Annotated in this window: 16 protein-coding genes; 9 read left to right on the forward strand and 7 right to left on the reverse strand. The window is 50.8% G+C overall.

The window, feature by feature from the left end:
* Positions 1 to 53: 53 nt before the first annotated feature.
* The 7 genes from IE181_RS05635 to IE181_RS05665 all read left to right on the forward strand — a co-directional run bounded on the left by IE181_RS05635 (position 54) and on the right by IE181_RS05665 (position 12,014).
* On the forward strand, positions 54 to 2,753 hold the full coding sequence (locus IE181_RS05635) for a calcium-binding protein (RefSeq protein WP_191250676.1): 2,700 nt from the start codon (positions 54 to 56) through the stop codon (positions 2,751 to 2,753).
* A 265-nt stretch (positions 2,754 to 3,018) separates the two neighbouring features.
* Complete coding sequence (locus IE181_RS05640) at positions 3,019 to 4,875, forward strand: type I secretion system permease/ATPase (protein WP_191250678.1); 1,857 nt, start codon at positions 3,019 to 3,021, stop codon at positions 4,873 to 4,875.
* A complete protein-coding gene (locus IE181_RS05645; protein ID WP_191250680.1) occupies positions 4,872 to 6,263 on the forward strand; it encodes an HlyD family type I secretion periplasmic adaptor subunit in 1,392 nt (463 codons plus the stop codon). Before IE181_RS05640 ends, IE181_RS05645 begins: the two co-directional genes overlap by 4 nt.
* A 39-nt stretch (positions 6,264 to 6,302) precedes the next feature.
* Positions 6,303 to 8,414: a DUF6212 domain-containing protein gene (locus tag IE181_RS05650; protein ID WP_191250682.1), complete on the forward strand. Its 2,112-nt coding sequence runs from the start codon at positions 6,303 to 6,305 to the stop codon at positions 8,412 to 8,414.
* A gap of 11 nt (positions 8,415 to 8,425) precedes the next feature.
* Positions 8,426 to 10,441 (forward strand): glycosyltransferase family 2 protein, encoded by a 2,016-nt coding sequence (locus tag IE181_RS05655; protein ID WP_191250684.1) that lies wholly within the window; start codon positions 8,426 to 8,428, stop codon positions 10,439 to 10,441.
* Between the two features lie 40 nt (positions 10,442 to 10,481).
* Positions 10,482 to 11,153: a sulfotransferase gene (locus IE181_RS05660; RefSeq protein ID WP_191250686.1), complete on the forward strand. Its 672-nt coding sequence runs from the start codon at positions 10,482 to 10,484 to the stop codon at positions 11,151 to 11,153.
* 78 nt (positions 11,154 to 11,231) lie between these two features.
* A complete protein-coding gene (locus tag IE181_RS05665) occupies positions 11,232 to 12,014 on the forward strand; it encodes a Stf0 family sulfotransferase (protein ID WP_191250689.1) in 783 nt (260 codons plus the stop codon).
* A gap of 26 nt (positions 12,015 to 12,040) precedes the next feature.
* Here the strand turns inward: IE181_RS05665 and IE181_RS05670 are convergent, their stop codons facing one another.
* The 6 genes from IE181_RS05670 to rfbC form a co-directional block, all read right to left on the reverse strand.
* On the reverse strand, positions 12,041 to 15,013 hold the full coding sequence (locus tag IE181_RS05670) for a rhamnosyltransferase WsaF family glycosyltransferase (protein WP_191250691.1): 2,973 nt from the start codon (positions 15,011 to 15,013) through the stop codon (positions 12,041 to 12,043).
* A 95-nt stretch (positions 15,014 to 15,108) separates the two neighbouring features.
* Positions 15,109 to 17,526, reverse strand: a complete 2,418-nt coding sequence (locus IE181_RS05675; protein ID WP_191250693.1) for a glycosyltransferase — start codon at positions 17,524 to 17,526, stop codon at positions 15,109 to 15,111.
* Positions 17,527 to 17,543: 17 nt separating this feature from the next.
* Complete coding sequence (gene rfbA, locus IE181_RS05680) at positions 17,544 to 18,425, reverse strand: glucose-1-phosphate thymidylyltransferase RfbA (protein ID WP_191250695.1); 882 nt, start codon at positions 18,423 to 18,425, stop codon at positions 17,544 to 17,546.
* Between the two features lie 20 nt (positions 18,426 to 18,445).
* Complete coding sequence (gene rfbD / locus IE181_RS05685) at positions 18,446 to 19,333, reverse strand: dTDP-4-dehydrorhamnose reductase (RefSeq protein WP_191250696.1); 888 nt, start codon at positions 19,331 to 19,333, stop codon at positions 18,446 to 18,448.
* A gap of 1 nt (position 19,334) precedes the next feature.
* Complete coding sequence (gene rfbB / locus IE181_RS05690; protein ID WP_191250698.1) at positions 19,335 to 20,384, reverse strand: dTDP-glucose 4,6-dehydratase; 1,050 nt, start codon at positions 20,382 to 20,384, stop codon at positions 19,335 to 19,337.
* Between the two features lie 76 nt (positions 20,385 to 20,460).
* On the reverse strand, positions 20,461 to 21,027 hold the full coding sequence (gene rfbC / locus IE181_RS05695; protein ID WP_191250700.1) for a dTDP-4-dehydrorhamnose 3,5-epimerase: 567 nt from the start codon (positions 21,025 to 21,027) through the stop codon (positions 20,461 to 20,463).
* Positions 21,028 to 21,167: 140 nt separating this feature from the next.
* On the opposite strand from rfbC, the gene IE181_RS05700 reads away from it, so the two are divergent.
* Together IE181_RS05700 and IE181_RS05705 are read left to right on the forward strand one after the other, a co-directional pair.
* Positions 21,168 to 22,322: a glycosyltransferase gene (locus IE181_RS05700; RefSeq protein ID WP_191250702.1), complete on the forward strand. Its 1,155-nt coding sequence runs from the start codon at positions 21,168 to 21,170 to the stop codon at positions 22,320 to 22,322.
* A 24-nt stretch (positions 22,323 to 22,346) separates the two neighbouring features.
* Complete coding sequence (locus tag IE181_RS05705) at positions 22,347 to 23,771, forward strand: mannose-1-phosphate guanylyltransferase/mannose-6-phosphate isomerase (protein ID WP_229819161.1); 1,425 nt, start codon at positions 22,347 to 22,349, stop codon at positions 23,769 to 23,771.
* Between the two features lie 86 nt (positions 23,772 to 23,857).
* Here the strand turns inward: IE181_RS05705 and galU are convergent, their stop codons facing one another.
* The gene (gene galU, locus IE181_RS05710; RefSeq protein ID WP_191250704.1) at positions 23,858 to 24,724 is read right to left on the reverse strand and encodes a UTP--glucose-1-phosphate uridylyltransferase GalU; all 867 of its coding nucleotides are present in this window, start codon (positions 24,722 to 24,724) and stop codon (positions 23,858 to 23,860) included.
* Positions 24,725 to 24,768 lie beyond the last annotated feature (44 nt).

Below are 24,768 nucleotides of genomic sequence, written 5' to 3' on the forward strand. Positions count from 1 at the left end.
TTGGTCGCGCCTCGGAAATTTAGAAAAGCATGTTGCTTTTTCAGGAGGAAACTATGGCAACTACGACAAATGATTCTGGTTTTTCCAGATTTGATTTTGAAGATTATGATTACGAAACGGTCGGCACTAATGCAGATGAGACGTTGACCAGTTCGGATCTGGGTGATGATGATATCGACGGCGGTGCTGGCAGTGATGTAATCTCTGGCGGTCAGGGCGGCGAAGTCCTTTGGGGCGGTGAGTCAACCGGTACTCAGAATGACGGCGATGATGACATCTACGGTGGTGAAGGCGACGACACGATCGGTGGTGGTGATGATGCTGCTGGTACCAACACGCTCGACGGTGCTGCTGGCGATGACCATATCGAAGCAGGCGCTGGTGGTGATGACATTCTCGGCGGTACTGGTGCTGACGCGATCTTCGGCGGTGCTGGTGATGACACTGTAGACGGTGGTGTTGGTGCAGACGACAGCGTTGCTGGCGATGCTGACGAAACTATCGATACATTCGTTGTTGAAGATTCAGTAGCAGGTGCTGCTGACACTGGTAACATTGCTCAGGTTGGTGGTGTTTGGACTTTGACGTTTACTGGTACTGGTACAGATACCGTAACTAACGTTGAAGCACTGCAGTTTGATAACGTTACGCTGATGCTTGATGGTAGCGACCAGTTGAACTTCACTGGCAATGCTTTCGTCGGTGATGATGGTGGTTATGATTCTGGTGGTGAGCAAAACGTTGTTGGTGCAAACGTTGGTGATACGCTCCGTTCTTTCGCGTTCGATCTGAATGATGAGCTGTTCACTTTCGATGGCGATCAGGTTCTTGCTGACGCTGCTGCTACTGATTACGGCTTAACAAAAATCTGTGCAACAGAAGATAGCCCAATCGCAAGCGTTGTTGATGGTGACGGTGAAGCAGTTGCAGCAGAAGATGATGGTTCATATCTCGTTGACGACGATTATGTTGTCACGTTTGAGAGTGGTTCTGTCCTTACTGTAGTTGACGCTTCTGTAGGTACGGTTTCTTGGGTTGCAGGTCTTGAGTTTGTTCAGACGGCTGCGGCTGACGGTGACACTCTTGAAGTAACTGTAACTGACGGCGTTCTTAGCAAAACTGCGGTTGTCTCTTTCCAGGAACAAGATGCCGACCAGCTTCTCTATTCATTCACTGGTGAGCATAAGGTTATCGGTGATGCCTCTGCTGAAACACTTTATGGTTCTGACGACATTAACGACCGTATCGAAGGTAACGACGGCGACGACGTTATCGAAGGTAAGGCTGGTAATGACAAGCTGAACGGTGGTGACGGTGCTGATTTGATCACTGGTGGTGAAGGCGACGATAAAGTCTTCGCTGGTGCAGACGATACTGGTAACGATACTGTTCGTGGTGGCGAAGGTCGCGATACACTGAACGGTGGTGCTGGTAATGACCTCCTGATCGGTGGTGGTTCTGATGCTCCTATCTTTGAAGACTCTGTCGGTGGTGATGATCTGCCAGCTGCTGTTCTTCCAGGTGATGGCGGTGATAGCTCAACTGATGCGCGTGCCGGTTCTGACAAGCTGAACGGTGGTGAAGGTGACGATATTCTGGTTACTGGTCACTGGGTAGACGGCGATACGGATGGCGTTTTTGACGGTCTTACTGAAGCAAATGACACGCCTGGCGAATCTCCTGATCAGGCTTGGGCTGGTCTTGGTAATGATGCTGTCTACGGTGCTGGCGGCAACGACAAGCTCGGCGGCGGCGACGGTCAGGATACTATCTATGGTCAGTCTGGTGACGACCGCATCTACGGTGGTATGGACGCTGACACTGTTGCTGGTGGTAACGAAGATACCCTGAGTGGCGGTGCCGGTGATGACCAGATCTTCGGTGGTTCTGACAATGACGAAGTCTATGGTGATGCTGGTGATGACCGTGTATTCGGCGGTGACGGCGATGACAGTGTCAACGGCGGTGACGATGACGATGAAGCATACGGTGGTGCCGGTGACGACTTCGTAAACGGCGGCGACGGTGACGATGATGTCTATGGTGGCGACGGCGATGATAATCTCGACGGTGATGCTGGTAACGACATGGTTGATGGTGGTGCTGGTAACGATCTTATCGACGGTGGTACTGGCGATGATTATCTAATCGGCGGCATTCAAAACGATACTATCAACGGTGAAGATGGTGATGATACTATCGACGGCGGCGACGGCGAAGAAGATATCTCCGGCGGTAATGGTAATGATGTTATTGATGGCGGTGATGGCGATGATAGCATCGACGGCGATGCTGGTAACGATACAATCGACGGCGGTGACGGTGACGATTGGATCCTTGCTGGCGCGAATAATGACGTCGTAGACGGTGGTGCAGGTGACGACTCTATCGAGGGCGGTACTGGTAACGACCTAATCGATGGCGGCGCCGGTGCTGACAGTATCTTCGGTCAAGACGGCGATGACACAATCGACGGCGGTGCTGGTGATGACTCACTTCATGGTGGCCTTGGTGCTGATACCTTCGTGATGACTGCTGGCGGTGATCGTGATGTGATCCTCGACTTCGACAAAGCAGAAGGTGATATGATTGATCTGTCTGGTGCTACTAAGACGTTCAACACACTTGAAGATGTCTTGAACTCGATTACTTCCAACACGGGTGATCTTACGATCTCTCTTGGTGGTAACGATGTACTGGTCATCAACAACTTTTCTGCAGACGATCTTACTGCGGACATGTTCGGCTTCTAAGCCAGACATATCATCAAAGAATTGGGAAGGAGGGCTTTTGCCCTCCTTTTTCTTTGGTCTGACACGGAACATTCCAGCATGTACGGTAGAACGTCACAGTGAAGTGGCTGTGTACTGCTATACAATTCACCTTCGCCAATATCAAAAGGTGACAGGCGGGGTTCAGCTATGCTAAAGCCTATTGCCTGTATAGAATTTTGGGGAATTCTGTTGCCAGCCTGTACATTGGGGGTATTGTTCGCAGGTGGGCCGGATAGGAATATTTATGTATTTGATAGAAGACTACAAGCGCATCAAAGCCGAGTTTACGGCCTCCCTAAAAAAAGTTGCACTTTATAGCCTTGCTGCAAGTTTCAGCATGCTGGCTATGCCTGCTTTTTTGTTCCAGGTGTATGACCGGGTTTTGATGTCCAGAAGTGTTGAAACGCTCGTCGCTATGCTGATCATTGCGCTTGTGATCCTTGGGGGATACGGCATTTTTGAAGCCGTGCGTCATGCGATCCTTGCCCGCGGTGCTGCAAAGGCAGAAAGTGAATTGATGGGCGAACTGCTGGCCGCAGAATTGCACCGCGAATCTGATGCCCGTCTTACAACAATTCAGGATGTGGTCACTGTCAGGCAAACACTGACATCACCGGTGTTCGCAGCAATCTTTGATCTGCCGATGATGCCGCTGTTTACCATCATCGTTTTCCTTGTGCATCCCGTACTTGGGTTCTTGCTGGTGATCGCAGCAATCGTTCTGTTCTCCCTGACACTCTACACAAACAAGAAAACAGCCCCTATTATCCAGTCAATGGGCGAAGCAGCGACGGATGCCAACAAGACGTTGGAAAATATCCTGAAGAACCACGAAGTAGTGCGTGCCAACGGTATGTACCGCGAGGTGGTTGACCGCTGGGGGCAGAAACATGGTCGTTTGCTGCAGGAATTCAGTGAAAGCCACACGACGACCCAGTCGTATGCAGCTACCTCAAAAACGGTGCGTCAGGTTATTCAGATTGCACTGATTGCGGCTGGTGCTGCACTTGTTCTGGCTGATCTGGCAACGCCCGGTATTATCTTTGCGACATCTATCATCGGCTCGCGTGCGCTTGCACCGATGGATGCCTTGCTTGGCGGATGGCGCCAACTGCGTCAGGGCCAAAATGCGCTGAAACGTTTGGAAGCCCGTCTTGAAGAACTATCACTGCCTGATAACCGCACGCCGCTACCGGCTCCAAAAGGACGTATGGTGCTCGAACGGATTATCTATACGCCGCAGCCAGGGACGCCGCCAATTATTCGCGGTGTTTCTGCGACTATCGAAGCCGGGGACCGGGTGGCTATCATCGGCCCGTCTGGTGCCGGTAAGTCTACGCTGGCCCGTATTCTGTGTGGGTATCTGCCGCCAAGTGCCGGCAAAGTAACGCTGGATGGTCAGGCGCTAATGTCCTGGGACCCGGTGATGCGGGGCCTTTATATGGGCTACATGCCGCAAGAGCTGAGTTTCTTTAACGGGACAATCCGCGAAAATATTGCGCGTCTTCGCAATGATGATCCTGCACTTGCGATTGATGCGGCGAAGATTGCAGGGGTGCATGAGTTTATTGTTTCGCTGCCCAAGGGCTACGATACGGAAATATCGCGGGAAGGCTTCTGGCCGTCTGGTGGCCAGGCTGCTTTGATTTGCCTTGCACGCGCCTATTATGGCCGCCCCAAGGTCCTGATCCTTGATGAGCCGAATGCCTCGCTTGACACCGAAGGCGAGAAAATGTTCCACCAGTCCCTGATGCGTGCGGGTAAGCTGGGTATGACAGTTATTCTGGTTACACACCGACCTGCGCCAATGCCGTTTATGAACAAGGTCATGGTAATGGAAGCAGGCCAGATCCGTGATTATGGTCCCAAAGAAGATGTAATGAATAAAACGGTTAGCGTTGCTGGTCCGGACGGGAAAATTAAACCCAATGCGGCGGCTTCACCAAAACCGGCGACTGGTGCGCAGGGTAAGCCTGCGACGAAGGCGGGCACGGCAAAGGCTGCGCCGTCTGCATCTGCGTCAAAGAAAGCGGCCAAACCCGCCACAGCTAAAAAAGAGGCTGATACACCATCATCTACAGATGAGGGAGCCGGATCATGACCGATACACCTGAAAAACAGAAAAATGAGGCTGTAGCACAGCCACAAACAGGTACCAGTTTGGTGCTGCGGGACGGTTTTGACCGCAAAGATCTGCAACACTGGAACCAGAATATGACCGATAGCAGCACGGGCCACCGGCGCGTTGCTTTTATCGCGTTCCTCAGCATTTTTGTCTTTGGCGGGCTTTGGGCGGCATTTGCTGAACTTGGCGGGGCCGTGATCGCCAGTGGCCAGATCATCGCCAAGGACAGAAATATCATTATCCAGCATCTGGAGGGTGGTATCATTGAGGAAATAAATGTTCGCGAAGGTGAAACTGTTACCGAAGATAAGGTACTCGCACGGCTGCAGGATACGCAGTATGGCCCCCAATTACGGGCAAATAAATTGCGCCGCGCCATCCTTCGGACAGAGCTGGCACGGTACCGTGCTGAAATAGCCATGGCTGAGACTGTGACCTTGCCTGCATCCTATGATGCAGAAGTTGCAGATGATCCGCGCCTACATGAAGCGCAGGCAAGTCAGATCGCCGAGTTTGAGGCATCTCGCCGTGTGTTGCAGTCGCAGTTGACGATTTCCAAGAACAGAGAGAATGCAGCCGCTGGTCGTGCTGAAGGACAGCGCGAAGTTCTGATCTCTGACTTGAAGGCAGCTGAGCTTTTTGCCAAGGAGCTAGAGGGCCGCAAGCAGCTATATGAACAGGGGGACCTGGCACAGCCGGTCTATTTCCAGACCCAGCGCCAAGCCGCGCAGGCACAGGCACAGGTGGCAACCAGAAAGCTGGAGATCAAGCGGGCTGAGGATGAAATCATCAGCTACCAGAACCAGCAGGAACAGATCATTGCAGATTACCTGCGGGATGCGAACACAGCAATTGTTCAGCTGCAAAAAGAGCTGAATGAATTGTCGCAGCGCGTGGAACGCATGGAAGATATTGTGGACCGGTTGGAAATCCGGTCACCGTCCAAGGGGACTGTTTTCAGAATTGCTAAACGGTCGATTGGAGAGGTGGTGCGTCCGGGGGAAGCTATCTTTGAAATATTCCCGATCACGGATACCTATACGCTTGAAGTGAATGTCAACGTAACGGATATCGAGCAGGTTTATAATGGTCAGCCGGTTGATGTGGTTTTCCCATCCAACAGGGAGCGGGCGATGGTACCGGTGCCGGGCAAGATTATTTATCTGTCGCCGACAACTATCACCAGCGAACAGTTCCCGATGGGTACATATATCGCGCATGTTGAAATTGATCCGGACCAGCAGGATCAGCAGATTCTGCCAGGTAACGTTGCACAGGTATATATCAAGACCGAGCCACAGACACTGCTTGAAATTCTGGCGCGTCCGATTACAAGATTCCTGTATAATTCCTTCAAGGGTTAGAGATAGACAAGGCTCTATGCCAGAAAGGCTTTCAGGCTGATGACAGGTGTAAGAGTATCCAGACAAGCAAGCAGTGCGCTTTTTTCCTCAGCAGGGTTTATTGTTGGGGATAAAGCCTCTGTGCGGCAACTGGATAAAGCAGGCACGATACCTTTTGATATTTTCCTGATCACACCGGAGGGTGTGATCGTAACCACGGATGCACCAAAACAGGCAGTAGACGATGCTATCGAGCTGACTGTGCTGCCAGTTGGACTGCGCGGAGTGCTACTTGGGTGGCGATCGCAGAAGCTGGCTGATGCTTTTGGGAGTCTGATTGCCAAAACCAAACCGCATATGCCGCCAAAGGTACATGTTTTCAAAGGCCGTCCTGGCGCTGCGGCAGTGATGGGCCAACTCATGAATATTGTAACAGCTGTACACCAGGATACTGTGCAGCAGTTAGCAGCACGCGAAGAAGAGGTTGCCGGCTTGCGGGAAAGCAAGCAAAGCCTGCTTCTGGGGGTGGAGCGTGCCAGACGAATGATGGCTGCCCTTGGTTGCGATAGTAGACGCATTGTTGCTACGATCCCTCATAGTGCCGACACAGCGGGACCCGGCGGGGACCTGGACTGTTCAGCCCTTTCGCAGATACTACCGGTGGACAGCGTGGGCATCACCGTTGTGTCCCTCTATGTAGCAGACCGCAAAGTCACTGCCAGCGGCGTGCTGCGGTGCAGTTTGGTCAGCTGTCAGTCGGGCACCGTGGTTGCCACAACGGCCAAAGAGTTCAGTGATCTTAAGGCTGGCTGGACAGACTTTACCTTTCCCTATGTCCATGACGACTATCTGGGCGATGCTGAACTGCGCCTTGCGTGGGAGCAAACTAGTGATGGTGACGCGCCTCTGGTAGCACTTAGTGATATTCTGCCGGACCGTTTTGGCGGTGTTGACGGCACAGCCCGGTCGCTTGCTCTTAAAATTGCGAAAGGGTTGATTGACCCGGCACACTATGCTGGCCAACCAAAAGAGCAACATGCTGTCTCAGGTTTCTCTCTCGCGGGTACTATCACTGGTTTTTCAGATATTGGTGACCATGCGGCCCTTATAGAAAAAGCTGGATTTGATCCCGTTAGTGTATCGGACGACTGGATCGAAACACGGGCTGTAAAAGGCTGTGTTACGGGTGTTGTGACCGACACATGTGTACCGATAGGAGCGCAGTCGGTGTCGGTGCAAGTCAGTATCAATCATGCCAAGATCGGGCTTGTGGATTATCTTTTTGCGCTTCTACCAATGGATGTGTACCGCAACGGCGCACCATCTGACTGGCAATCTGAATTATTTGCAGTTCGGGATACGGACGGAATAACAGCCACAGGTATTCGCTACTGTGTCCGCACGCTTCATAGCAAAGATGCGCCCCTGTGGATGACACTGAATGCAGGCGGTGCAACAACACAGCCCTGTGTGCCCGTGATGATGGTTCGCCCGATTGGGGACGGAATGGACTACGGCAGATGTCGTTGGCAGAAGCTTGTTTGGGACATGCCCGTTGAGGATGATAGTTTCAGACTATTTGGCGGTATGACTGGCCTGAATGAAGATGGGCGGCCCTCTTTGCAGGTGTCTTCCATCCGTTTCCCGGAGGTAAGTTCCCAGATATCCTTCTTATACGGTCGGGAAAAATTGGATAACTATATCAGCAAGCTGGGTTTCAGCCCGGTGATGGTGAATGACGAACTGGGGTATCTGCAAACGCATCCTATTCAGAATGACATAAGTGCTGCGTTTATTCCTTACTGTGTTCCGGGTGGAACAACCAAAGTATCAGCGAGTGCGAGGACCGCACATCCCGCTGCGCCCGCGTCACATTATATGGTGATGGTGGTAAAAGATACTACTGCAGACGTTGGTGAACTTGTCCGGCAGATCGCCTTTGGGGATGCAGCGGAAAATTGTGGGGAAACAGACAGCGCCAGCTGGGTCATTGAAGAAATCCCCGCAGCGGTCGACAAAGAACTGTCTTTGACACTAGACAAGCCGCTAGTGCGAACAGGACATGTTGTACTGGCCGTTGTAAACACCAAAGGAGACACATCTTTTGGCTGGTGTCGCTGGTACGGCCTGCAAATGGTTCTGGACAAGTCACAGATGACTGCAGGGGAATAGGGGCTGGTCCAATGACAGAAGGTTCCTCCAAATTGCCCCTTGGTATTGTGATCCCCGGGTACGGTCATCCAAAGTTTTTGGCCGAGGCAATTATCAGTGCCTGCACGCAGGAGATTGACCAGCCTGTGAAGGTGGTTGTGGTGGACGATGGATGCAGATTTAAAGAAACTGCTGATGTTGTCCGCAATCTGATGCCCCGCTATCCAGGAACACTGCATTATATCAGGCAGGAAAATACGCGGTTGCCCGGTGCCCGGAATACAGGGATTAAATTTCTTCTGGACCATTTTCCAGACATGGATGCCATTTTTTTCCTGGATGCTGATAACCGGATCAAGCCGTATGCACTGGCAAGTTATAGGCGGGCGCTTGGGGATGATCCGGCCGTTGGTTGGGCATATCCGGATATCACATTTTTTGGACTGAACAGAACCGATGCCGGATATGACATTCGGGAGACTTCACCGCAGTATTCTGTCCTGCGGCATATGGTTGGTAATATTTCCGAAGCAGGATCGATGGTGCGTGCAGATATGCTCCGCCAGGGCGTGTTGTTTGACGAAGACATGAAATTCGGGTTTGAAGACTGGGATTTCTGGTTATCGGCAATCGCAGCGGGCTTTGTGGGAACACGGGTGAAAGATCCGGGTTTTATGTACCGCAGACGTCCTGAAAGCATGCTGTCAGATGCAAGGCGGGGCGAAGATGCCCTGCTGGCGACCATGTATAGCAAGCACAAAGCCTTGTTTAACCCGCGGTTTATATCCCATCAGGCACATTTGGATGCTCCTGCTTTTGCCATTGTCGAAATTGATACAGGTGTGGTGGAACTAACAGGCGACCCATTGGTCGAGGGTAAAAAACTCTGGCGCGATGACTTTCTTGATCTGCTGCGTAATTATGAACGCTGCCCAAGGGAGTATTTTATTCCGGATCAGGTTATTTTTCTGACCTCGGCAATGCGGCAAGCCTTGCAGAAGGAGATGTCTTATCTCCGGTGGATCTTCTGGAATCTATCCGAGGAAAAACTGGATGTCCGCGCCTGTTCAGTTGTTCCGGGCACTGGCATGTCCAAGGTGACGCATCCGCGGGAGAAGCTTAATCAGGATATCGTATTTTTAGCCGCAACGTCCGCCGCTGTTCTTAGTAAGTCCGACAAGGTGGAACGCTATAAGAAAACTACAGATATGATGCAGAGTGCCTATATATTGCCCAAGGCACTGCCGGATATTGCCACGCTTTCTGATGATGGGACTGCTTTGTTATCCAGTTTCCATGACCTTCGGGCAGATATTGGGGCTATTCGTCAGCCTATCCGGCATTTTGCCCGTCGGTTTGCAGGGCCGGCCAAACAAGGTGTATGCGAAAAGCTACTGGAGCCTTTTTGTAGCGAGGAAGGGCGTCAGCCGTATCCGCTTGCAACATCTGTAAACAGACAGCGTCTCAGCATTGTGGTTAGTGAAAATTTCCTGGATATGGCGAACGGTGTCAGTGTGATAGCCAGTGATGCTGTCAGGATTCAAGAGGCTCTTTTCCCGCAGTCTGACCTTCAAGTAGCTATTGAATTTGACCGGCCGGCAACACTGAATAGGCTTGTTGGTCATTTCGAGAAGATACAAAATACGGATATTCTGCCGTTCCCAACTGATAAGGCGGAAGGTGAGTATTTACTGTACCTAGGGTCCCGAATTGAAAATAAATTTCCGCTGCATGAGAAGGAAAGCGCATCCATTGCAGCGCGTTATTCAGATATTCTGATCATTCTTGGCCCCGGCGAGCATTTAGGACAATTGGGGGAAGCCAGACATTATGGGGTGAAGGGAGTTCTGTTTCTTGATGGTTCCTACCTTGACCAGGCGAAAGTCACAGCGTCCCTGCCAAAGATATTGGCTTATGAACATGCGATAGACACCATTGTCTGCCATGACAGGGGCTTCATAAGCCATCTTACAGCCGAAGGGGTGCCGCCGGGGAAAATCATGTCCCGGCAACAATTTTTTGACAAATTTCATAGCTCAATATGCTAGGACATCCACAGATACTGCTAGCAAAGCAAAGGTAGAGATAATGAAAAAATGGCAGCCTGAAGGTGGGTTTGTATTCATTGTTACATATGGACGTTCAGGATCAACGTTGCTGCAAACGGTTTTGCAGTCCATTGATGGATATTTCATCCGCGGTGAAAATAATAATGCCTTGATCCCTTTGTTCCGCAGTAGCAAGCGGCTGGGCGAAGCCAAAGAAAAACATGGGTACCGTGAAATTCCAACCTTTGGCCCATGGTTCGGTGCTGATAAATTCGATGAAGAGGCGTATGCATCGGCTTTATGTGATGTCTTTGTCGAACATGTCTTGATGCCACCGGAAGACGCACGCGTGATCGGCTTTAAGGAAATTCGCTACCCGGAAGTTATGGGGGATGAATTGTTTGGCCTGCTGGATTTCATGGCCAAACATTTCAAGCCGGCGAAGTTCATTTTTAACACCCGTGACTGGCAGGATGTTTCCAAATCCGGCTGGTGGGCGGATCAGAAGAAAGAGCGCGTACAAAAACAGGTTGAGAACGCCGATCGCCGTTTCAAAGACTATGCAGAAAAGCATCCTGACACATGCTACATGATCAAATATGAGGATTATACGGCTGATCTGGACCAGTTACAGGGCTTGTTCGACTTTTTAGGTGAATCGTTTGACCGTGCGGTCCTTGAAGAAACGCTCAGTCGGAAACTGAAACATTAATGCTGCAGGCTTGTCTTAATCAGCCCGTTGGCACTGCAACTTAAATTCTGGATGCATTTAAAAAGAAAGTGAGAACTGATGAAGGCCCCTCGCCAGATAATCTTGTGTGCGACCCAGCGGTGTGGCTCTACCATCGTGGTGGAGGATCTGCGTAATACGGAACTGCTTGGTATGCCGCAAGAAGCCTTTATCCCGTGGTCGCCTTCGCGGGAAGGCGTGGATTTTTCGGAGCGTCTTCAGCGTATTCAGGAGCGTGATGCAACAGACAATGGTGTATTCTCTGTCAAGGTGATGGCGCGGCAATTACCTGTGATCGAGAAATGTCTGGCCTTGTCCCCGATGCCGGTTAGAGATGATGTGCCTGATATATCTGACAAGGTCTTTCCGTATGTTTCATCGGCGTTTAAGGATGCAACCTTTGTCTGGATTCGTCGCCGTGATACTATCAGGCAAGCAATTTCACGGGTTATGGCACGCCAGACAGGGGTGAACCATGCTGTTGGTGACAAGAATGATGAACATTTCGCTGGGAAAGTTCTGAAAGGCTATAGCCAGAAGTATAATCAGAATGCCGATTATCGTCAGAATGCGATCCGCGGGGCGATGAAGCAAATCCAAAAAGAAGAGTTAGTGTGGCAACGCTTTTTCCGTGACTGGGATATCAAGCCGATTATGGTTGACTATGAACAGTATGTGGACACTTGGGAAGAAAAAGTACGTGAGATAGCAGCCGCTGTTGATGTGACCCTTCCGACAGAGTTGAAACAGCGCAAACTGGTGAAATTGTCTAACGCTGTTAATGACGAATGGTTCAGACGTTATACAGATGACGTGATCGCGGAACTGTCGGAAAACATCTAGCCTGAACATTATGGGTTCTGAAGGAACTACTCAAACATTCCTGTGATATCGTCTGTACTGCCTGCCAAATAGCCTTGGATATGCGCGGCATTCAGTGCCAGCTGTTTTTCAATATCCTCCTGAGGCATGTTCACAGACTGCCCATAGGCCTGATCGCGTTCATTCAGTGCAGTCAGTGCTTTTGCCGCTTTTTCTTCATCTTCGACCAGAATGTACCCAAAGAAATGGCGGAAGAAGGCAGCTTCCGTGCGGCTACGTTCATAGGTTTCGTCTGCATTATAATCGTGGGAGTGATAGACAGTCGCCTGTGGTACATACAGTTTACCATGTCCTGCCTTGATAATATCGTCTGCCCAAACCTGATCTTCTCCGTATTTGATCGACCGGTACGGTATTTCGTTCCAAACACTGCGCCGCATGCAGCTATTATTGTCACTATAGAAATGTAGTAATTGTCGCCAGCCTGGGTCAGCAGCATTGTAGCGCTTCTCATTTGTATCTTTGCTCAGAAGCAGTGGATGTTCTTTCAGGCCTTTAAAGTGCCCCAACAAGTCTCGCTTGGTGAAGGCACTGGCTTCTGGCCACGGAAGATGGTTGCCAAAGGCTCCGGCAGCGGTTTCGTGGTGTGCGAGAGCGCTGACCAGATTATAGAGCCAGCGTTCATTTGCCGGTTGTGCATCATGGGTCAGAAACGCAATGAAATCCCCGGATGTCAGCTCAACACCCAAATTACGGGTGCCGCCATGATTGAACGTCGCAGAGGGGATTTGGTGTAAGCGAATTGTCGGGAAATCTGCAATGATTTCCAGTGTTTCATCTGTGGAACCACTGTCGATTATCAAGACTTCATAGGGCCACGGCGCAATCTGGTTCGTTACGCTTTCGAGCACAGTCCGGAATCTCGGGCCGGCATTGAAAGTCGGGATAACGACGGATGCGGTTGGTTTGCTATCTGTTTGAGCGAGCTTGATAGTTTCGGTGTCTGCAAATTCCTGCAGGCGCGACACCAGTGCATCTTCCACTTTGTCCGCGGCCGTATCCCACGTAAATTGCCGTATCCATTCCAGGCCGGCTTTCCGCTGTATGCCCCGGCGGTCAGGGGTATCTATCAAATGTGATAAAGCATCTGCAATCGCATGAGGGTTCGGGTCAGCCAATGTGACTGTATCGTCGGGGAAGATGCTTTCTGTGTTATCACCTTTCAGTTCAACAAGAGGCAGGCCACTTGCCATCATTTCCTGCGGAACAAGGGAATAGTTTGTCGCCGAGAAAACAAGTCCGATATCAGCTTGCTGAAACAGACTTGCCAGAGCTTCCGGGCTGGCTACACCGTGATCGGTATATGGGAACGGTGCTTCGGCAAACTCCATAGGGGCGCCGAAAAAATCGACGGTAAAGCGCACATTCCTGGCCGCAAGGTCTTCAAGTGCAAGGAATGCCAGTTCAACGGCCCGGCGTGCTGTGAAATGACGTGCATATACGGCAATTCGTGCGGGTCTATCACTGAGATCATCCCGCGGGGCGGGCCCTAATGGGCGATACAGCGATTGGTCAGCTGCCAGATTGAAATGTCGTGCCCAAAGGCCATATTTCTCTGACATAAGTTTGGCAAGCCATGGTCCGGCACAGATACAGTCCAGTCCCTTTTTGTAGGTTTGCTCTGCCGCCAGATAATGGGACCCAATCGGAAAGAAGCCAGGTTCGAAGTCCTGCACGAAATAAAAACGGCGAACGAAGTTTGGTGCCCCCAGCGCCGGGTAAACAGACCAACAGTCTGTTGCTATGATGGCATCACCGGCAGTGTCGGGGAAACTGTCATCGACAAATTTCACGGTGCCGGTGAAATGCTGAAAATGCTTGTTGATGGTCTCAAACGCAGCCGCAGGTGTTCGGTGGCTGACAGGCTTGTTTATCCAAACCGTTTGCTGGTGGCCTTTCATTTCAAGGCGGCTGATCATCCGAAAGATGGTCATGTGCCCGCCGGACCCTTCGGAAAAGTCAGGCATGATCCAGTGAATATCTAACCGTGCGGGATTGATAGTTTTTCTGTCGGTACTAAGAGGGCGTTCCGGGAAACGCATCATCTGGCGCAAGGAGGAATCTACCGGCAGTTTTTTGGTTTGAGCAACTGCGGCAGTATCTTTTTTGTCAGCGCACATGTGTGCGATGAGATCATCAGGTGTGCTAACACTGTCCGGTTTTTGCAAGGCGATGAAATGGGACAGCGGGTCTTCAACCGCCCAGTCCACATCCGGGAAACATGCCATATAGGTTTCGCTCGGGAATTTGGGCGCGGGATCGTACCCTAGACGGTAGCCTTTGTGCATATAGTGTATGACGGGTAATTCTTTGGGACCAATTTCCCGCCAGTGACTGCGCTGGTAAAAGGCGGTGTCAAAGAATGGGTTTGGGCTAAGGCGTTCTTTGCGGCCATGTGCCAGGAAATGGTTGATGCACTGGCTGAATGTGCCTGGCTCACCGGACTGAGTTGCGCTGTACCACGGTGCATCGAAGATGTTTTTTTGTACCATTTCCTGCACGGCGCGAACTAATGGCAGCTGATGCTTGCCTTCAAACTTGCTTGGGAAGGCGACATATTTTTGGTGTTGGCCATACTGCAGAAAATGGCGCAGTGGTTCCGCGCCGGAATCCTTCACTTCCTTGTAACTGTCAAGATACAGTCTGACAGAAAAGTCAGGGGAAGGATTAAGGCCTTTGGTCCATCCTTTGCGGGCATAATGGTTTATCGCCAATCCGGAATATGTTTTAAGCTTGGCTTTTTTTCGGTACCATTTTTCGTCGAAATAGGGATTGGGTTTATATCCCAGGTCGACCCCTGTGTTGAAATAATGCTCGTAAGGATCTTCTTGCAAAAGCGCAACATCTGGATAGGTTTTCAGATACCAGTCCGGCATAAACAGGCCGGATTTGATCAGGCGTTTGATCTCGCGGGACTTTATCCCTTTTTTTGGAATGGAAGTGATGCCGGAGAGTGCCATAATATTTTGCGTTCTGTTACCTTGTGTCTTATTGCGAATAAAGGAATTCCGGCCATCTTGCAACCGGGGTGATGACAATTGCCTTGGTATTTCGTTTATCTCTGACCCTCCAGCCGAAAGAGGCTATCAAGACGGCTAAATGGTCTACCATTTCGTGCAAACGCAGGTGGATAGTAGGGATCGATGGGGTCAAGGTGCCCCCAGATGGTTTTCATGTTGTCATATTCGCGTTTGGCGCGTTTGATTTGATCAGGTGCTACCAGATCTTCATTGCCGCGGGTTTCCCACCCTAAATGGGTAAAACTGAATTGCGGCGTGTAAAGACAGGTCAGACCCTGTTCCCGAATACGGAAGCACATATCATAATCATTATAGGTAACGGACAGGTCATCCGCATTGAAGCCCTTTGCAGCGGTAAATGTATCATGACGCATAGCCATGAAAGCGCCAATAAGGGCGGCACATGCATGGTCCCTGTCTCGTCTGTCCAGATACCCATGGAATGATGCTGGCTCGCCCAGTCCCTCAATGCGGCCATCAGCGGTATCATAAAAGATAAGCCCGCCTTGTTGCAGGGTGCCATCTTCAAACAGAAGGCGCGGGCCGACAAGGCCAATATCAGAACGGTCAAGAAGGGCCCTAACCGTCAGGTCCCAGCCATAATCATTCGCCGTTGCGTCATTATTCAGAAAGACCAACAGTTCTGCATCTGTCTGTGACGCAGCCAGATTATTTTGCGCTGACCAGTTAAAATCTCCTTTGTAGGAGATCACCCGCGCAGTGCCGGCCTTTTCATACTCGGCAAACAGGGTATGGGTTTCTTCCTCGATACTGTCATTGTCAATAATAAGGATTTCTGTTTTATCCCGCAGGGCAAGGGTGTGTTCAAGGCTTGTCACACATGCCCGCAGGAGGTCCGTACGGTCCCGTGTTGGTATGATGATGGCCATTCTGGGCTGCTGGTCGGGTGTAGACTGTTGGAGTGGGTGCTGCGCCGCCCAATTGATTTTAAGATGCGGTGCAAAGGTAGCCTGTTTTTCCGGGGAGGGTATTTCGACGGTCGCCTGTAGCTGCATCCGTCCAAAATGTGCGGCCGTTGTACGCTGCAGATCAGCTAACTGGACTTCTTGATCTCCAGTGGTATTTCTGTGCCACAGACAGGTCCCGACATGTTGGAAGCCGTTTTTGCCAAGACGTTCATAGGCACGTAGGGCAAGGTCATGGAAAACGGCGGACTGCGCAGTGGGTGCAAAGCCCCCCAGTTCAAGGAAAAGAACGCGGTCGATAATAAAGCTGGGCCCGATGTAGGCCGTTTGCAGCATCAGGTCATAGTCAAAGCCCGCTTTTAAATGCGGGCAGCTATAGTTATCCGTCTCTTGGTCATAGTAATCATGATCACTATAGATCAAGGGAGCCGCACCCGTTTTAGCTGCTATATCAAGTCGTGCAAGGGAGGCGTCCGATACCCTATCATTCTGTGGTAGAAACAGGAGGTAGGGACGATCAGCGGCGTCCGCTTCTGCGATCATATCCTTCGTTGGGTATGGGCCGTCCAGTTCAATGACAGTAATCTGTGTGATTGGTTGTGACGGCGTACTTGGTTCTGTGTTCTTTACAAAAACATCATAATCACACAGAGGGTAGTTACTAAGCGATACTAGGCTTTTTTCCCTGACCAGCAAGTGACCCAGCTTGTCCGCCTGTGCGACGCTAGAGGTTCCAAAGGCTTGAACTTCTTTAATCTGGTGTCTGATGTCTTTCAGATCAGACAGAGCATTGATGCCGGACGGCTGGATTTCCATAGGGGCGAATAAAAGCTTATCCGTATTGCCGTCACGAATGATCAGTACCAGCGGTTTTTCGGTCAGGTCTTCAGGGATAGCTTTCAGTGCAAGGTCAAAGCCGCAATTGGTCATTGTATCTGGCACGCCGGTAATGTCCCGGCGAAGCAGGTTAGCAGTAGCGGTAGCGCGCAACCGGTCATTCACTAGGATCTTCAGATTTCGCGGAACATTCGGTGCCTCAGGCAATATCCAGCCAGCTATCTGCCCGGTTTGGCGTATTTCCACCTCGCCAGGAATGGAGGGTTCTGGTGGTGACTTGGCAAGTGCATGAAGCCCCCGGGTGAAAGATTTTGCACCTTTTGGGGATAGTATTTTTGTGAGGGCTTTTTTGACCGCTCGCACTTTGTAAAAAGCAATCAGATACGCGAGCCAGTTACCGCCGGGGGTATGTTTGCCGCCATGCCGGGTTAGAAAGTTACTGCACCCTGGTAAGAGGGCTGGGTCAAGGTCACAGGTTTGTGGCAGTTGGCCATATAGAACGCGCTGATACTGATTGATCTGGAACCCTTGCCAGCGGAATAGCCGTCTTGCAGCAGCTTCCAGCGTTTGCCCGGTCAGCATTTCCACCTCGCCGCTGTGGACAGGTTCGCGGCCCAGTACGGAAATCAGTAATCCCTCGGCGTCTTCCGGGGAGAGCCTTGTCTCCTGTTTTTTCCAAAAATAAGCCATGGGGATTTGAGGCGTCTTTAGAAGCCGCCGTCAACACCGTATTTCAGGATGCCTTTTAGATAGTCGCCGTAGCTGTTTTTATAGTCCGACGCAATCTCTGCAAGCTGGGCATCGTCAATAAAACGTTGCCGCCATGCAACCTCTTCCGGGCAGGCAATCTTTAGGCCCTGACGCGCTTCGATCGTCTGGACAAAGTGACTGGCCTGCAACAGGCTGTCTACCGTGCCGGTATCAAGCCACGCGGTACCGCGCTGCAGTTTCACCACATTCAGGGTGCCTTGTTTCAGATATACGTCGTTTACGGCAGTGATCTCCAACTCGCCGCGGGCAGATGGTTTTACGCCTTTGGCGATATCAACCACAGAATTATCGTAAAAATATAAACCTGTTACAGCCAGATTGCTTTTGGGGTTTTCGGGTTTTTCCTCAATTGAAATTGCCTGCCCGTTTTTGCCCATTTCAACAACACCAAAAGCCGTTGGATCACCTACGGGGTAAGCAAAGACATAGGCGCCGTCTTTAACCTGCCCGGCCTGCCGCAGATACTGAGTAAAACCAGCGGCGTAGAAAATATTGTCACCCAGTGCAAGCGCGCACCCTTCGCCGTCAATAAAGTCTTCGCCGATCAGGAAGGCCTGCGCCAGTCCTTCGGGGCGGGGCTGCTCTGCATATTCCAACCGGATGCCCCACTGGCTTCCATCGCCAAGAAGGTCACGGTACAGGGGCAGGTGCTGGGGTGAGCTGATGATCAGGATTTCCCGGATGCCGGCCAGCATCAGGGTCGTTAACGGGTAATAGATCATTGGCTTGTCATACACTGGCAACAGTTGCTTGCTGATAGACTTGGTAATTGGATACAGGCGTGTGCCCAGACCGCCAGCCAGAATTATGCCTTTCATGTGACCTCTCCCGTCCTAGTTTAGTTTTTTTCGAGCAGTTTCTTGATACAGCTTTTCATGCTGTCCCGCCAGTAGGGTAATTGAATGCAGAAGTTATCGTCCAGCTTCCCGCAGTTCAGCGTTGAATTGGCTGGACGCTTTGCCGGTGTCGGATAGTCGTCGGTAGTAATGCTGCTGACTGTCGGGCACGGATGGCCGTATGTGTTTGCTTCTTCAAAAATTGCGGTGGCGAAGTCAAACCAGGATGCAGCGCCCATGCCTGCCATATGGTAGATGCCGCCATAGCCAGACGCGCGCGGTACTTCCCACATATGATAAAGGGCAGTAAGCAAGGCGCAGGCTATGTCAGGCGCATATGTTGGATTGCCTACCTGATCGCCCACAACACCCAGTTCGGTCCGGCTTTCGGCCAGTGTCAGCATGGTTTTCAGGAAATTTTTACCATGGGGACTATACACCCAGGCAGTCCGAAAAATAAGCGCATCAGGATTGATGTCCTGTATCAGCCGTTCACCAGCCAACTTGCTTTTGCCGTAAACCCCTGTGGGGGCCGGCTGGTCTTCTTCTGAATAGGCTCCGTTTTTGGTGCCGTCGAATACATAGTCGGTAGACAAATGCAGAAAAGGGATCTTGTGGTCTGCTGCTGCACGCGCCAAAAGTGCGGCCCCGTCAGCATTAATTGCAAATGCAGTTTTTTCGTCTGTCTCGGCGGCATCAACAGCTGTATAGGCGGCGGCATTCAGGATCGCATCCGGTTCAAAACTGTCGATCGCCTGCCGGACAGCATCTTCGTTCGTCAGGTCATAGTCAGGTCGACCCGCAAACAGAATATCTGCTTCGAACTCGTTAGCTACATCAGCCAGAGACAGAGCTACCTGTCCAGATTTTCCTGCAACAAAAAGTTTCATGTTATTTTTTTAATAACCCCAGACGTTCTTTCGCGTGCGTGCGCAGCGGCTCCCACCACCAGTCATTTTCCAGATACCAGTCTACAGTCTTTTCAATGCCGGTTTCAAAGTTTTCTTCTGCCCGCCAGCCCAGTTCGGTTTCTAGCTTGGTTGCGTCGATTGCATATCGGGCGTCGTGGCCGGGCCTGTCGGTCACATAGGTGATCTGATCTTCATATTTGCCCGTCTCTTTGGGGCGGCGTGCATCCAGTATTTTGCAAATACCTTTGACCACCTGCAGATTCGTCCGTTCGTTCCGGCCGCCCACATTATATTTTTCGCCCAGACGTCCTGTTGTCAGGATGGTGAAAAGCGCCTTGGCGTGATCTTCTACATACAGCCAGTCGCGGACATTGGAACCATCCCCGTAAATTGGCAGCGGCTGCCCATCGAGTGCATTTAAAATCACGAGCGGAATCAGTTTTTCAGGGAAATGATACGGGCCGTAGTTATTGGAACAATTGGAAATAACTACAGGAAAGCCATAGGTTTCATGCCAGGCATTCGCCAGATGATCCGCTGATGCCTTGGAGGCAGAGTAAGGCGAGCTTGGGTCATACGGGGTTGTTTCCATAAACAGTCCCGTGTCCCCCAGCGATCCGTACACTTCGTCGGTAGAGACATGCAGGAAACGAAAAGCCTGCTTGCCCGCCTCTGACAGTGACTGCCAGTATCCGCGAGCTGCTTCCAGCAGTTCAAACGTGCCAACAATGTTGGTTTTGATAAAGTCGCCAGCCCCGGTGATCGACCGGTCAACATGGCTTTCTGCTGCCAGGTGCATCACCGCGTCCGGCTGGTATTTGGTAAACAGGGCGTCTAGTGCAGCACGGTCACAGATATCGACTTTCTCAAAGTGATATAGTTCAGAATCTTCAATTTCTTTCAGCGAGGCAAGATTGCCGGCATAAGTCAATTTATCGACATTAATTGCCATGTGTCCAAGGTCTTTGACCAAGTGCCTGCACACTGCGGATCCGATAAAACCTGCGCCGCCGGTTACTATGATTTTCATACCTGTGTCCTTCTTGCGGTCGTTTGCCATTCACTGTGTCTGTTTGCGGCTGTTCGCTGGATTGCCGCACTATTGCCTATTCTTCCTTGAATTGAAAGGGAGAGTTGAAATCTTTCAACTTTGGGAGTTGTTTATCTTTTTCCGACTGAATGACGGTGTCAGGCGTAACCGGCCAGTCAATGTCTAAATCCGGGTCATCATAGGCGATGCCCGCATCATGGTCGGGGGCATAAAAATTGGTTACTTTATAGAGAAATTCTGTATCGGGTTCGAGCGTGCAAAATCCGTGGGCCATGCCGGGTGGTGCCCAGAGCTGTTTCCAATTATCTGCACTTAATTCTACGGCTACATGCTGTCCGTATGTCGGTGACCCAACGCGAATGTCTACAATAACATCCAAGACTTTGCCGCGTGTGACACGGACCAGCTTGCCCTGATCAAAGGGTGGTGTTTGGAAATGTAGCCCGCGTAGAACGCCAACATCCCGTGACAAGGAGTGATTATCCTGCACAAAATTGGTGTCAGGCAGAAGCTCGTCAAAAACCTTTTGATTATAGGTCTCTGAGAAAAAACCACGATCATCCCCAAAGCGTTTGGGTTCGAACACATAGGCTCCGGGAATGGCCAGTTTTGTTACCTGCATAAAAACTCTCAAAAAATAATTCGTATTCTTATCCTTATAAGGAAACGAACATTGTATATAAAGATGTTTATTCATTGATTCTTCGCCCAACAGGCTCGTAAGATGGCGGCGTTGAGAGGTTCGAAAAGTTAAAAACGACAATGCACAGAATCAGCCGTACAGGAAACACCCACTCATTCGGGAAACAATTGCGCCTTGCCGCCCAGCAGGCAGGTGAAAATGGGCATGTATTAGCCTATTTCAGGCCGGTGATGAGTAATCCGTTTCTTCGCATGCTTTACAGCGATAGTTTCGCATCCGGATATGCCTGTGTTCCTGTGCTTGAGCGAACGTATCTGGATGAGATACGACAGGCACTGCCGCGGCCTGCATCGGTGACTATCCATTATCACTGGGTGAATGCCGTGTTTTCAAAGATGCGTACTGCCCGCAGTGTACAAAAAGCCTGTAAATCCTTTATCGGCACGCTTCAGCGCCAGCGCGATGAAGGTTTGGCGACCTTGTGGACTGTGCATAATATCCTGTCCCATGCTGGAAAGTTTATCGATGAAGAACTGTATCTGCGGCAGGAAATGGCGGCACTGGTTGACCATATCCATATTATGAATCCAGACACAAAGGCCCTGTGCGCGCCGTATTATTCGTTACCGGACAGCAAGATTTTTCACAGTCCGCATCCATCCTACACCGGGGTATATAGCTCGTATGTAAGTAGAGAGCAGGCGCGGCTGGATTTGGGTGTGGCAGAAACGGATATCGTCTTCCTGGCGTTTGGTGCGATTGGTCCTTATAAGGGGCTTCGGCATTTTCTGGATATCTGGCCACAGGTACAGGCAGCCATTGGGGGGCGCGGCAAACTGGTAATCGCGGGCAGGGCTGCAGACGGCAGCTTTTTGAAAGACGTGCAACGTCGTATGAAGGGCCATGACGACATTCGCCTATTTGCCAATCATATTGACGATCAACAGGTGCAGGCTTTTTTCAAGGCTGCGGATATTGCGCTTTGCCCGTATCAGCGCACCCTGAATAGCGGTGTGATTATGACCGCTGCGACATTTGGCAAACCTGTTATCCTGCCGACTGAACTGGCTCCCATTCTGTCCGGTGCAGAAGATGGATGTTTTACCTTTTCATCCCGTGACATGGCAACGATCGTGCCCGCCGTAGTCAAAGCCGTTGAAAGACTTGAAGCTGCTGATATACTTGCGCCAATTGCTGACTGGGCCCGCACCATGGAGCCTGGTATTTGTTCGCAACAATTTTTCAAGGCGTATGCCGAGGCACGCCAACGATAGACAGGTTTAACCAGGGGGTTCAAGTTGGTTCATTCGATCACGCCAGTCATTCTTTCCGGCGGGTCCGGTTCAAGGCTTTGGCCGCTCTCCAGGTCCGACTTTCCAAAGCAGTTTTTACCTATCTTTGGCAGTAAAAGTTTTTTTGTGCAAACGGCAGAGCGAGTGTCCCCGCAGTACGGCTTTGAACCACCGATGGTCGTCGCTAATGAAGCGCACCGGTTTATTGTAAACCGGCAGGCAGAAGAAAATGCTGTCGAACTTGGTGATTTTTTTCTGGAACCAATTGGTCGTAATACGGCTCCTGCAATTTTGATCGCTGCCATGCGGGCGTATGCCAGTAACCCTAAGGCACTGTTGCTGTTTCTGCCATCAGATCATGTGATTCTGGACACGCCGGGTTTCCATAAAGCGGTCCAAAAGGCTGCTGAGGTTGCTGCGAATGGTCGGCTGTGCTGTTTCGGGATAACACCTAGTCGGGCAGAGACAGGGTATGGATATATTCTGGCTGGGGATGCGCTGGCTGCGGGTAAGGGGGCCTACACTGTCCAGGCTTTCAAGGAAAAACCTGATGCAGAGACCGCGGAAGCCTATCTGAAAGCAGGTACCTACACATGGAATAGCGGGATGTTTCTGTTCCGCGCAGATGTTCTCATGCATGAAATGAAACGGTTTGCACCGGCCATGGTTGCGGCCTGTGAAAAAGTATTGGCTGCGACGGTGAAAGATCTAAATTTTGAGCGGTTCAGTGAAGACTTGTTCAAAGCGGTTCCCGCAGATTCGATAGATTATGCACTTCTGGAAAAGACCGATTTGGCTGCGGTAGTGCCCGCTGATATTGGCTGGTCTGATGTTGGGAGCTTTTCCTCGCTTTGGCATCACAGTGAGCAGGATACAGAGGGGAATGCGCACTCGGGCGATGCCATCTTTGTTGATACTAAAAATACCTATGTGCGCTCTGGTGGGAAGCTTGTTGCCACTGTTGGTGTCGAAGACCTTATCATTGTTGCAACAGACGATGCTGTTCTTGTGGCCGATAAACATTCAGATCAGGATGTGAAGAAGGTTGTTGATGTACTGAAGGCACAGGACCGTCAGGAAGTACAGGAACACTCTACGGTCTACCGGCCGTGGGGAAGCTATAAAAGTATAGCAATTGGACCCCGGTTCCAGGTTAAGGAAATCATGGTCTATCCCGGCAAGCGACTGAGTTTGCAAATGCACCATCACCGTGCGGAACACTGGGTCATCGTTGAAGGAGAGGCCGTTGTTACCCGCGACACAGAAGAGTTTACACTTGGTGAAGATGAGAGTGTCTATCTGCCTGTGGGTACGAAGCACCGCCTTGAAAACAAAGGGGATGTGCCGCTTAGATTGGTGGAAGTGCAGACCGGTTCATATCTGGGTGAGGATGATATTGTACGTTTTGAGGATGATTTTAACAGGTCATGAAAGTAGCTTAGAGTTTTCAGTAAGAAAAAACCCCTGGCCAGCGTTATGAGGCAAGGGGTTTACTTTTCGGGAAACACTGAGATGCGTTACTTCAGTGTGACCAGATCTGCGAGGTTTTTCTCCAGATGCTCTTCTTCAAGTGCGAGCGAGAGGTTAGCCATCAGCCATCCCACTTTGCTACCACAATCAAATCGCTGCCCTGAGAATTCCAAAGCATGGAAAGGTTGTTCGCCAATCACTTTGGCCAGTGCATCTGTTAGCTGGATTTCGCCGCCCGCACCGATTTCCTTGCTGGATAGATAGTCCATTACGGCTGGCTGCAGGATATATCGGCCCACGACCGCTTGATTGGACGGGGCTTTCTCTGGTGCGGGTTTTTCAACAAGGCCTTTAACCTCAATCATGTTACCGTCGACCACACCGGGGGTGATGACGCCGTAACTTGAGGTTTCAGCGGGTTCAACTTCCATAGTTGCGATGATATTGCCGCCAACATCCTTATAGGCTTCGATCATTTGTTTCAGGCAGCCGGGTTTGCCTTTGATCAAATCATCCGGAAGGGCGACGGCAAAAGGTTCATCATTGATGAAATTACGGGCACACCATACGGCATGTCCCAGACCGCGTGGACGCATCTGCCGAACATAAGTAATGCGCCCTTCTTCAAGCAGCATGCTTTTGGCAATTTCCAGTGCTTCCAGCTTTCCTTTTTCTGCCAGAATATTCTCAAGCTCATAGGCATGGTCAAAGTGATCTTCCATTACCTGTTTGTTACGCCCGGTTACCAGAATAATTTCTTCGATACCGGCTTCGAGCGCTTCTTCCACCGCATACTGGATAAGTGGCTTGTCAAGCACGGGCAGCATTTCCTTCGGGATTGCCTTGGTGGCAGGTAGAAACCTTGTTCCAAGACCGGCAACAGGAAGAACAATTTTCTTGATCGGTTTATGCATCAGTTATCCTAGAGTTTATTCGAAATTATTTGTGCACTTATTGT

Origin of the sequence: Kordiimonas sediminis (assembly GCF_014656395.1) — a bacterium.
GTDB lineage: Bacteria > Pseudomonadota > Alphaproteobacteria > Sphingomonadales > Kordiimonadaceae > Kordiimonas_A > Kordiimonas_A sediminis.

Bases quoted from the DNA above. Each gene is read 5' to 3' on its own strand.
- IE181_RS05635 (WP_191250676.1), top strand. From the start codon at position 54: ATGGCAACTACGACAAATGATTCTGGTTTTTCCAGATTTGATTTTGAA.
- IE181_RS05640 (WP_191250678.1), top strand. From the start codon at position 3,019: ATGTATTTGATAGAAGACTACAAGCGCATCAAAGCCGAGTTTACGGCC.
- IE181_RS05645 (WP_191250680.1), top strand. From the start codon at position 4,872: ATGACCGATACACCTGAAAAACAGAAAAATGAGGCTGTAGCACAGCCA.
- IE181_RS05650 (WP_191250682.1), top strand. From the start codon at position 6,303: ATGACAGGTGTAAGAGTATCCAGACAAGCAAGCAGTGCGCTTTTTTCC.
- IE181_RS05655 (WP_191250684.1), top strand. From the start codon at position 8,426: ATGACAGAAGGTTCCTCCAAATTGCCCCTTGGTATTGTGATCCCCGGG.
- IE181_RS05660 (WP_191250686.1), top strand. From the start codon at position 10,482: ATGAAAAAATGGCAGCCTGAAGGTGGGTTTGTATTCATTGTTACATAT.
- IE181_RS05665 (WP_191250689.1), top strand. From the start codon at position 11,232: ATGAAGGCCCCTCGCCAGATAATCTTGTGTGCGACCCAGCGGTGTGGC.
- IE181_RS05670 (WP_191250691.1), bottom strand. From the start codon at position 15,013: ATGGCACTCTCCGGCATCACTTCCATTCCAAAAAAAGGGATAAAGTCC.
- IE181_RS05675 (WP_191250693.1), bottom strand. From the start codon at position 17,526: ATGGCTTATTTTTGGAAAAAACAGGAGACAAGGCTCTCCCCGGAAGAC.
- rfbA (WP_191250695.1), bottom strand. From the start codon at position 18,425: ATGAAAGGCATAATTCTGGCTGGCGGTCTGGGCACACGCCTGTATCCA.
- rfbD (WP_191250696.1), bottom strand. From the start codon at position 19,333: ATGAAACTTTTTGTTGCAGGAAAATCTGGACAGGTAGCTCTGTCTCTG.
- rfbB (WP_191250698.1), bottom strand. From the start codon at position 20,384: ATGAAAATCATAGTAACCGGCGGCGCAGGTTTTATCGGATCCGCAGTG.
- rfbC (WP_191250700.1), bottom strand. From the start codon at position 21,027: ATGCAGGTAACAAAACTGGCCATTCCCGGAGCCTATGTGTTCGAACCC.
- IE181_RS05700 (WP_191250702.1), top strand. From the start codon at position 21,168: ATGCACAGAATCAGCCGTACAGGAAACACCCACTCATTCGGGAAACAA.
- galU (WP_191250704.1), bottom strand. From the start codon at position 24,724: ATGCATAAACCGATCAAGAAAATTGTTCTTCCTGTTGCCGGTCTTGGA.